We start from the raw sequence: 7,493 nt of genomic DNA, 5'->3' as shown, positions 1-7,493 counted from the left end.
TCGTTGAACGGACCGTTCAACCGAGCTTTGGCCACCTGAGGGTGGCGGTGGCGCGGTACGCGGTGGCGCCGTGCGCGGTGACTCGTGTGCGGCTGTGCGGTGGCTCGTGTGCGGCGGTGCGGCGGTGCGTGGTGGGGCAGTTCGCGGTGTGCGTTGCGGTGGTGCGGCAGTTCGCGGTGCGCGGTGTGCGTTGCGGTGGTGCGTGGTAGGGCAATGCGCGGTGTGCAGTTGTGGCAGTGCGTGGTGCTGCGGTGTGGTGCGATCCGGTTGAACGGTCCGTTCAACCGGCTGGTGTGGAGGAGGCCGCCCCGGCGGGCAAGCCCTCCCCAAGCCACCGGCAGGCCAGCCACCGGGACCCCCAAGCCACCGGGACCCCCAAGCCACCGGCACCCCCAAGCCCACCGGCAGGCCGATCGTGGACGGCGGTCACGCCCGGCCCGCCGGGGGAGCGCGCTCCCCCGGCGCTAGCGGGGCAGTGGTCTGCCCGCTGCCAGCAGCCTCAGCGCGCTCACCGACGGCACCAGGGCGTACACCGCGCCCGTGGTGCGCACGAAGCGCCGGAAGCCCAGTTCGCCCCGGCTCCCTCCCGCCTCCACCGTCCCCCCGCCCTCGACCCCGATCACCGGGTCCGTCCCGGTCGGCGCCCCCGTCGCCCCGCCCGCGAACGACGGGTCGTTCGCCCACGCCCGCTGCTGGAACTCGAACTGCTCCGCCAGCGACGTGCAGTGCGCCACGAACACCAACCCCCGCTCCGCCCCCGGCTCCGCGTCGTGCGGCGGGCCGAACGGGATGCCCCTGCGCATGATCCGGTGCGTCCTCGGGGACGGGTCCGTGAACGAGCGGGGGTTCGTCTTGCGGATGTGGGACGTGCACGGGGTCGTCGTGCCCAGGGGGTCGTCCGCGTAGTCGAAGTCGTTCTCCACCGGCCCGGTCGGCCGCGCGAGCGGGGTTCCGTCCAGCCTCCTGCCCACCAGCAGCGACCCCATCCGCTCCGGCCCGACCTCCGGCGCCATCGCCCACGCGTGCGCCTCCACCGCCGCCCGCCACCCGGCCACGTCCTGGCTCAGCCTGCGCACCACCTGGATCGACCCGTCCCTCAACCACGCGGCCACCACCGGCTCCACCTCCCGCTCCGTGCGGTGCCCGAGCACGAACTCGCCCGCGTTCACCAGCACCGCCCCAGGGTGGTCCAACCTGCGCCCCGGTCGGGCCGGGTCCTCGCGGTGGAAACCGCGCACGGCGGGCTGCGAGATCCCGTCCTTGTAGCCGAAGTGCTCGTGACCGGCCAGCGCCCCCGGCAGAGTCTCCCCGTCCTGCACGTGCAGCCGCCGCACCCCCAGCAACCGGTCCAGCAGGTCCAGCTGCCGGGTCGTCGCCCGCAACCGCTCCCGCGTGTCCGAGGCCACCGTGACCACCGCGTGCACCGCGCTCCCCGCCCCGCCGAACACCCACCCCCCTGGTCCGGACTCCCCGGTGTCCCCGTTCGCCCCCGCCCGCGCCAGCGCCCCCTCCACCAGCAGCGGGTCGACCGCGCGCAGGTCCGCCTCCGCCGCGGTCGGGTCGGCGGCCACGGCCAGCACGCCCGGCGCGGTCAGCGACAGGTTCACCCAGGTCGCCCGCAGCGTCGCCGGGTCCTCGCCGAACGTCGCCCGCCCCAGCGAGAACGCCTCGTTGAAGTCCTCGACGTCGGCGGTCACCGACACGTGGCCGAGCATCCCGGCCAGCCACGTCCGCGCCAGCCGCGCGTCCCCGAACCGCAGGAACCTGAGCTGCTGGTGGTCCTTGTTGAACGCGGCCAGCACGTTCCCCTGAACCTCGCGCGACACCCGCAGCGGCGGGTCCGACTCGCCCGGTCGAGCGGCGTTCAGGCGCACAAGCCCGGTCATCCGGCATCCCCCGATCCCCGTTGGCTCCCCCTGCGGAACAAGGAGCGCGAACGGGGCCGGGTGGATACCGGACCTCGCCGAATTCCCCGCCGATGTGTTCCGCGCACCGGTTTCCACCTGCGGAAACCGCAAAACCGGCGGCGGGGAGCGCGCCCGGCGGGAAGAACTCCCGCGCCCGCCGGGCGACGCCGTGGTGAACCACCGCCGAATCGACGGCGCGAGTCCGCCGGAACAGCGGGACTCCCCGATCAGCCGCCGTTGTACGGCTGGTGCCCGCGCGCGCGGAACACCCTGGGGGTGTTCGCGGTGACCCGCAGCACCGAGTCGTACATGGCCCGGCCGATGCCCGCGCGGGCGCGCGCGGCCGGGTGGGTGGCGCCGTAGTCCTCCAGGTGCGAGGCCGTGTCGCCCCGGAACGCGCCGGACGCGAACAGCGCGTAGGTGATCATCGGCTTGCCCTGGGCGTCGAACACGACGCCCGCCTCGTTGCGCCCGTCGTCGAACCAGCCCGCCTTGGTGGCCACGTTCAACCGCTCCGGGGAGGTCAGCCGCGCCCGGATGCCGTCGTTGAACGAGGTCAGCGACCGCAGCACGGTCAGCAGGTGCGCCGTGGACGCCGCCGACAGCAGCTCGCCGCGCACCAGCTTCTGCAGCAGCGTGAACGTCTCGCGCGGGGTGGTCGTGCCGAGGAAGAACCGGTTCGGGTTCGCCACCGGCACCACCTGGGTGGCCGTGAAGCCCTTGGACCGCAGGATCTCGTTCAGCTCCAGCGCCGGGACCACCAGGCCGCACAGCCGCACCGCGGTGTTGTCCGAGACGGTGAGCAGCGTCGCCAGGACGTGCCCGAGCGTCACCGAGCTGGGGTACGCGCCGTCCAGGCCGAAGATGCCGTCGGTGTCCTGGATGACGATGGCCTCGGTCACGTCGACCCGCTGGTCGAGCGCGAGCAGCCCCCGGTCGACCTTGTCCAGCACCGCGACCGCGACCGCGATCTTGTTGACGCTGTACGCCTCGACCACGCGGTCCGCGTTGTCCTCGACGGCGGGCTTGAGCGTGCCGTCCGGGTCGCTGAACGCGATGTGCGAGGACCAGGTGCCGCCCGCGAGCGCCTTCTGCGCCTGGTAGGTCCAGTTGATCTTCAGTCGGGACAGGTCCGCGCTGGTCGGGATGAGCGACTCCCAGTCGACGCCCTCGCTCGCGGCCGTCGGCTGCGCCGAGGCGACACCGCCCAGCGCGACCGTGGCCGCCGCCGCGCCGCCGAGGCCCAGCGCGGCCCGGCGCTTGAACTGCTCACTCCCCATGACATCCCCCAATCGGTCGATGCCGGTCACGCTGAGGTGACCTTGCATCCGTTCTGTACGGAGGGAAGTAGTACAGAGGGTTGCTCGCAGTCACTCTTTTTGGTGAAAAAGTTTCGGAATTCCGAAGTCAGTAGCGTGGACGCCCATGAAATCAGGGGTTTTCGTGATCACGGGCGCAACGCGGGGCATCGGCGCGGCCACCGCGCGCATGGCCGAGCGGGACGGCTACCGGGTCGTGCTCGCCGCGCGCGACGTCGACGCCCTGCGCCACCGGGAGGGCGGGAACGTGCGCGTCCGCGCCTGCGACGTCCGCTCCTGGGAGCAGGTCTCCGGCCTGTTCGAGTGGGTCCTGGCGGAGTGGGGGCGGGTCGACGTGGTGCTCGCCAACGCCGGGGTCAGCGTCGACACCTCCTTCACCACCGACGACGGCGACCCGCCGGACACCTGGACCGACATGGTCGTCACCAACGTGTGCGGCCCCGCGTTCACCGCCCGCGCCGCCATGCCCGCCCTGATCGCCTCGCGCGGGCACCTGCTGCTCACCGGCTCCGCCTCCGGGCGCGGCGTGCGGCCGGGGACCCTCTACTCGGCCACCAAGTGGGCCGTCACCGGGCTGGCGCAGGGCCTCCGGGCCGAGTGCGTCGGCACCGGCGTGCGGGTCACCGTCGTGCAGCCGGGGCTGACCGACACCGGGTGCGTGCCCGCCTCGCGCGCGGACGACCCGAAGCTCGCGCCCGAGGACGTCGGCCGCGCCGTCATGTACGCCGTCTCGCAGCCGCCCGGCGTGGACGTCAACGAGATCCTGCTGCGGCCCGTCGGGCAGGCCGCGCACCGCTAGCGACGGGTCCGGCGGGACCGCGGACGGCCCCGCCAGACACCTCGACCGCGTCCTACCCGACCGAGCAGCGAGCCCCGTTCACCGTGAAGGCCGCGGGCGGCTGGTTGGTCCCGCCGTGCGAGCCGTTGAACCCGAGGGTCACCGACCCGCCCGGCCGCACCGCGCCGTTCCAGGCCACGTTGGTCGCGCGCACCCGGCTGCCCTCCTGGCTCCACACCCCGGACCAGGACTGGGTGATCCGCTGGTCGCCGGGGAACGAGAAGCCCAGCTCCCAGGCCGTCCACGCGGTGGCGCCGGTGTTGCGCACCACCAGGTTCGCGGTGAAGCCGCCCTGCCACGAGTTGGCCTGGTACGACACCGAGCAGCCGCCCTCCGGCTGCTGCGGGGCCTCGGCGACCTCCGCCGCCCACGAGGCCAGCCACACCAGCGCCGAGTTCCAGTTCACCGTGACCTCGTTGACCGAGTACGCCTCGATGTGGTCCACGAAGCACTTCTGCGGCGCGCAGCCCTGGAGCAGCCTGGCCGCGATCGGGTCCTGCAGCGCGCTGTTCGGACCGCCCGACAGCACGCCGGGGGGCGCGATCGGCAGCGACGGGTCCAGCTGGTTCGCCCAGTGCCGGTGGTGCACGTTCCGCACCGGCTGCTCCCCGTACCCGGTGACGTACGAGTACCCGACCGGGTTGCGGCCCAGCAGGTAGTGCAGCGCCTCGAACGCGCCGTCCCGGTACTTGGCCTGGCCGGTCAGGTCGAACGCGATGCTGAGCACGCCGCCGTTGTTGGCGACCAGCCCGTTCGAACCCCAGTCGTAGGTCGCGGTGTCGTACGGGGCCGGGTAGTTCTGCGCCGCCGCCTGCGCCAGCATCCCGTCCGCGACCTGCGCGAACCGGGCCCTGGTCGCCGCGACGTCGGCGGCGGGCAGGGTGTTCGGGACCAGCGCGAGCGTCACGTCGCCCAGCGGCGCGGTGTACCCCCAGTCGACGCCGCGGCCGTTCAGCGCCGCCGCCTTGTAGTGCGGCGACGAGGTGACGTCGGCGCGGTAGCCGGACTTGCCGGTGGTGGTGAGCAGCTCGGCCGCCGCCCAGTAGAACTCGTCGCTGACGTCGTTGTCGTTGTACGCGCCGCCGCCGGTGGCGTCGTTCGGGTCGGCGAGCTTGGCCGGGTTGGCCTTCGCCGCCGCGTAGGCCCGCTCGGCCGCCGCGAGGGCGCGGTCGGCGAACGCCGGGTCGACCGAGCGCCACAACCGCGCGGCCTGCGCCGCCACGGCCGCGGTGTTCAGGGTCGCCGCGGTGCTCGTCGGGGACAGCCTGCGGGCCTGCGGGTCCTGGTGCGGGAGCAGGGGGAGGCCGGTCCAGTTCACGTCGTGGATCTTGTGGTGGACCATGCCGTCCGGGGCCTGCATCCGGAGCAGGAACTCGACCTCCCAGCGGGCCTCGTCCAGCACGTCCGGCACGCCGTTGCCGCTCTCCGGGATGTTCAGCTTCCCGTCGCCGAGCGCCGCCTCGGTGCCCTTGAGCTTGGCGCGCTCGTAGGAGTTGAGCACCTGCCAGACCGAGATGCCGCCGTTGACCACGTACTTGCCGTGGTCGCCCGCGTCGTACCAGCCGCCCCGCACGTCCAGGGTGTAGCCGCAGTCCACCAGGCAGCCGACGGCGCTGTCGCCCTTGTTCGGGGCGACGTCGACATGACCGGCCGGGCGGGCGTAGGTCTCACCCACGTGGGCGGCCTCGATCGGGGTGCCGCTGCGCTGGTGGTAGAAGAACTTCAGCGCGTCGGTGCGCAGGTCCCCCAGGTGGGAGGTGCCGATGTCGAACGGGAAGCTCGACTCCTCGCCGACGGTGAGCACGTAGCCCTCGCCCGCGGTCTCCACGGCGGAGAAGTCGACCAGGTGCACCGGGTCGCCCGAGGCCGCGTCGGCGGGCTTCGGGGTGGTGGTGCCGCGCGCGACGGTGGCGCCGCCCCTGGTCAGGGTCCACGGCTGCGGGGAGGTCGACGGGTGCAGCGCGGTGGCGCGCTTCGGGCCCTTCGGCAGGTAGCCGACCTGGTCGACGAGGACCTTGCGCGACGGGCCGGTGGGCTCGCCGCCCGGCGGCTTCACCCCGCCGACGAGGGAGACGTCGTCCACGCAGACCGTGCTGTCCTCGGCCAGCGCGCCGAGGTGGAAGGTCAGCTGGCCCGCTCCCGCGTCGGGGAAGTCCAGCTCCGAGGTGAAGGTGAAGGTGAAGCTCTGGCGCTCGGTGGTGAGCTGCACGTCCTGCTTGGCGATCTGGCGGTACGGGCTGACGCCCTCGCCGAGCGCGGCGGCGGCCGGGCGCGCGCGGTCGGCGCGGGCGGTGAACTTCAGCACGTACTGCTGGCCCGCCTCGAACGGGACGCCGTTCTGGCCGATCAGGGCGTCCCACGGGTTGGCGGTGCCGCCGGGGACCCGCGCGCACAGCTCGCCGTCGACGAGCCGGTTGGTCACGCCGGAGCCCGCCCACCAGGGGTCGGCGGTGCCGGAGGCGAACGACCCGTTGACGATCCGCTCGTAGGCCTGCGTCACGCTGGGTGACTGCGCCCGATCGGGGGTCGCCCGCTGGTCCGATTGCGCGGTGGCGGGGGGCGCGGTGGCCGCTGCCGCCAGGAGGGCCAGTGCGGCCGAGATGGCTGTCGCACGCCGGGGGGCGGGGGTGCGCGGTCTCATGCGGTCTTCCTCCGTCTGCTCTGACGTCGGGTGAACACGGTCCTGGGAGCGCTCCCAGGGAGGGTAGGCGCAGTTCGGGGCCGGGACAAGGACGGGCTTGACCTCCAGTGCGGTTCACGTCGCAGGCTGGGGGGCCGGTGACGCGGGAAGGGGAGTGCGGTGCGGTTGGTGCGGATGGCGGAGTTCGGCGGGCCCGAGGTGCTGCGGGTGGAGCAGGCGCCCGACCCGGTGCCCGGTGCGGGGCGGGTGCTGGTGGAGGTGGTGTGGGCGGCGATCACGTTCGTGGAAACGCAGGTGCGGGCCGGTAACGCTCCGTGGCCGGTTCGGGTGCCGCTGGTGCCGGGTGGCGGGGTGGCCGGAGTGGTGACCGCGGTGGGGGAGGGGGTCGGCGGGGAGCTGCTGGGGCGGGCGGTGGCGGCGAGCACCGGTGGGAGCGGGGGGTACGCCGAGCGGGTGGTGGTGGACGCGGTGGAGGCGGTGGTGGTGCCGGACGGGGTCGGGCTGGACGAGGCGGCGGCGCTGATCGCGGACGGGCGGACGGCGGTGCTGAACCTGGCGGCGGCGGGGTTGGCGGTGGGAGGGCCTGCGGTGGGCGAGCCTGTGGAGAGCGGCGCCGCGGTGGGCGAGCCTGCGGTCGGGCTGGGCGGCGCCGCGGCGAGCGGGGCGGGGAAGCGGGTGCTGGTGCTCGCCGCGGCCGGTGGGGTGGGGAGCCTGCTGGTCCAGCTGGCGACGGCCGCGGGCGCGGAGGTGGTGGGCGCGGCGGGTGGGGCGCGCAAGGTCGAGCTGGT

General features: G+C 73.9%; 5 protein-coding genes. 2 read left to right on the top strand and 3 right to left on the bottom strand.

Translation table 11 applies throughout. From position 1 onward, the window contains the following. Positions 1-464: 464 nt before the first annotated feature. The gene (locus ACTUAL_RS23815; RefSeq protein ID WP_440901810.1) at positions 465-1,886 is read right to left on the bottom strand and encodes a Dyp-type peroxidase; all 1,422 of its coding nucleotides are present in this window, start codon (positions 1,884-1,886) and stop codon (positions 465-467) included. 248 nt (positions 1,887-2,134) lie between these two features. After that, on the bottom strand, positions 2,135-3,217 hold the full coding sequence (locus ACTUAL_RS23810; RefSeq protein WP_440901809.1) for a serine hydrolase: 1,083 nt from the start codon (positions 3,215-3,217) through the stop codon (positions 2,135-2,137). A 115-nt stretch (positions 3,218-3,332) separates the two neighbouring features. On the opposite strand from ACTUAL_RS23810, the gene ACTUAL_RS23805 reads away from it, so the two are divergent. Then, complete coding sequence (locus tag ACTUAL_RS23805; protein WP_440901808.1) at positions 3,333-4,025, top strand: SDR family oxidoreductase; 693 nt, start codon at positions 3,333-3,335, stop codon at positions 4,023-4,025. 52 nt (positions 4,026-4,077) lie between these two features. Here the strand turns inward: ACTUAL_RS23805 and ACTUAL_RS23800 are convergent, their stop codons facing one another. Then, entirely contained in the window at positions 4,078-6,564 is a 2,487-nt protein-coding gene (locus tag ACTUAL_RS23800) for a glycoside hydrolase family 9 protein (protein ID WP_440901807.1), read from the bottom strand. A gap of 300 nt (positions 6,565-6,864) precedes the next feature. Here ACTUAL_RS23800 and ACTUAL_RS23795 point away from each other — a divergent pair. Then, the coding region (locus ACTUAL_RS23795; RefSeq protein WP_440901806.1) for an alcohol dehydrogenase catalytic domain-containing protein at positions 6,865-7,493 on the top strand (629 nt) is incomplete at its 3' end.

The organism is Actinosynnema sp. (assembly GCF_052038725.1).
Note: the sequence above shows the minus strand (reverse complement) of the source record. Positions and strands in the feature narration are given on the sequence as shown.

Coding starts and splice junctions, on each gene's coding strand:
- ACTUAL_RS23815 (WP_440901810.1), bottom strand. CDS start 1,886: ATGACCGGGCTTGTGCGCCTGAACGCCGCTCGACCGGGCGAGTCGGAC.
- ACTUAL_RS23805 (WP_440901808.1), top strand. CDS start 3,333: ATGAAATCAGGGGTTTTCGTGATCACGGGCGCAACGCGGGGCATCGGC.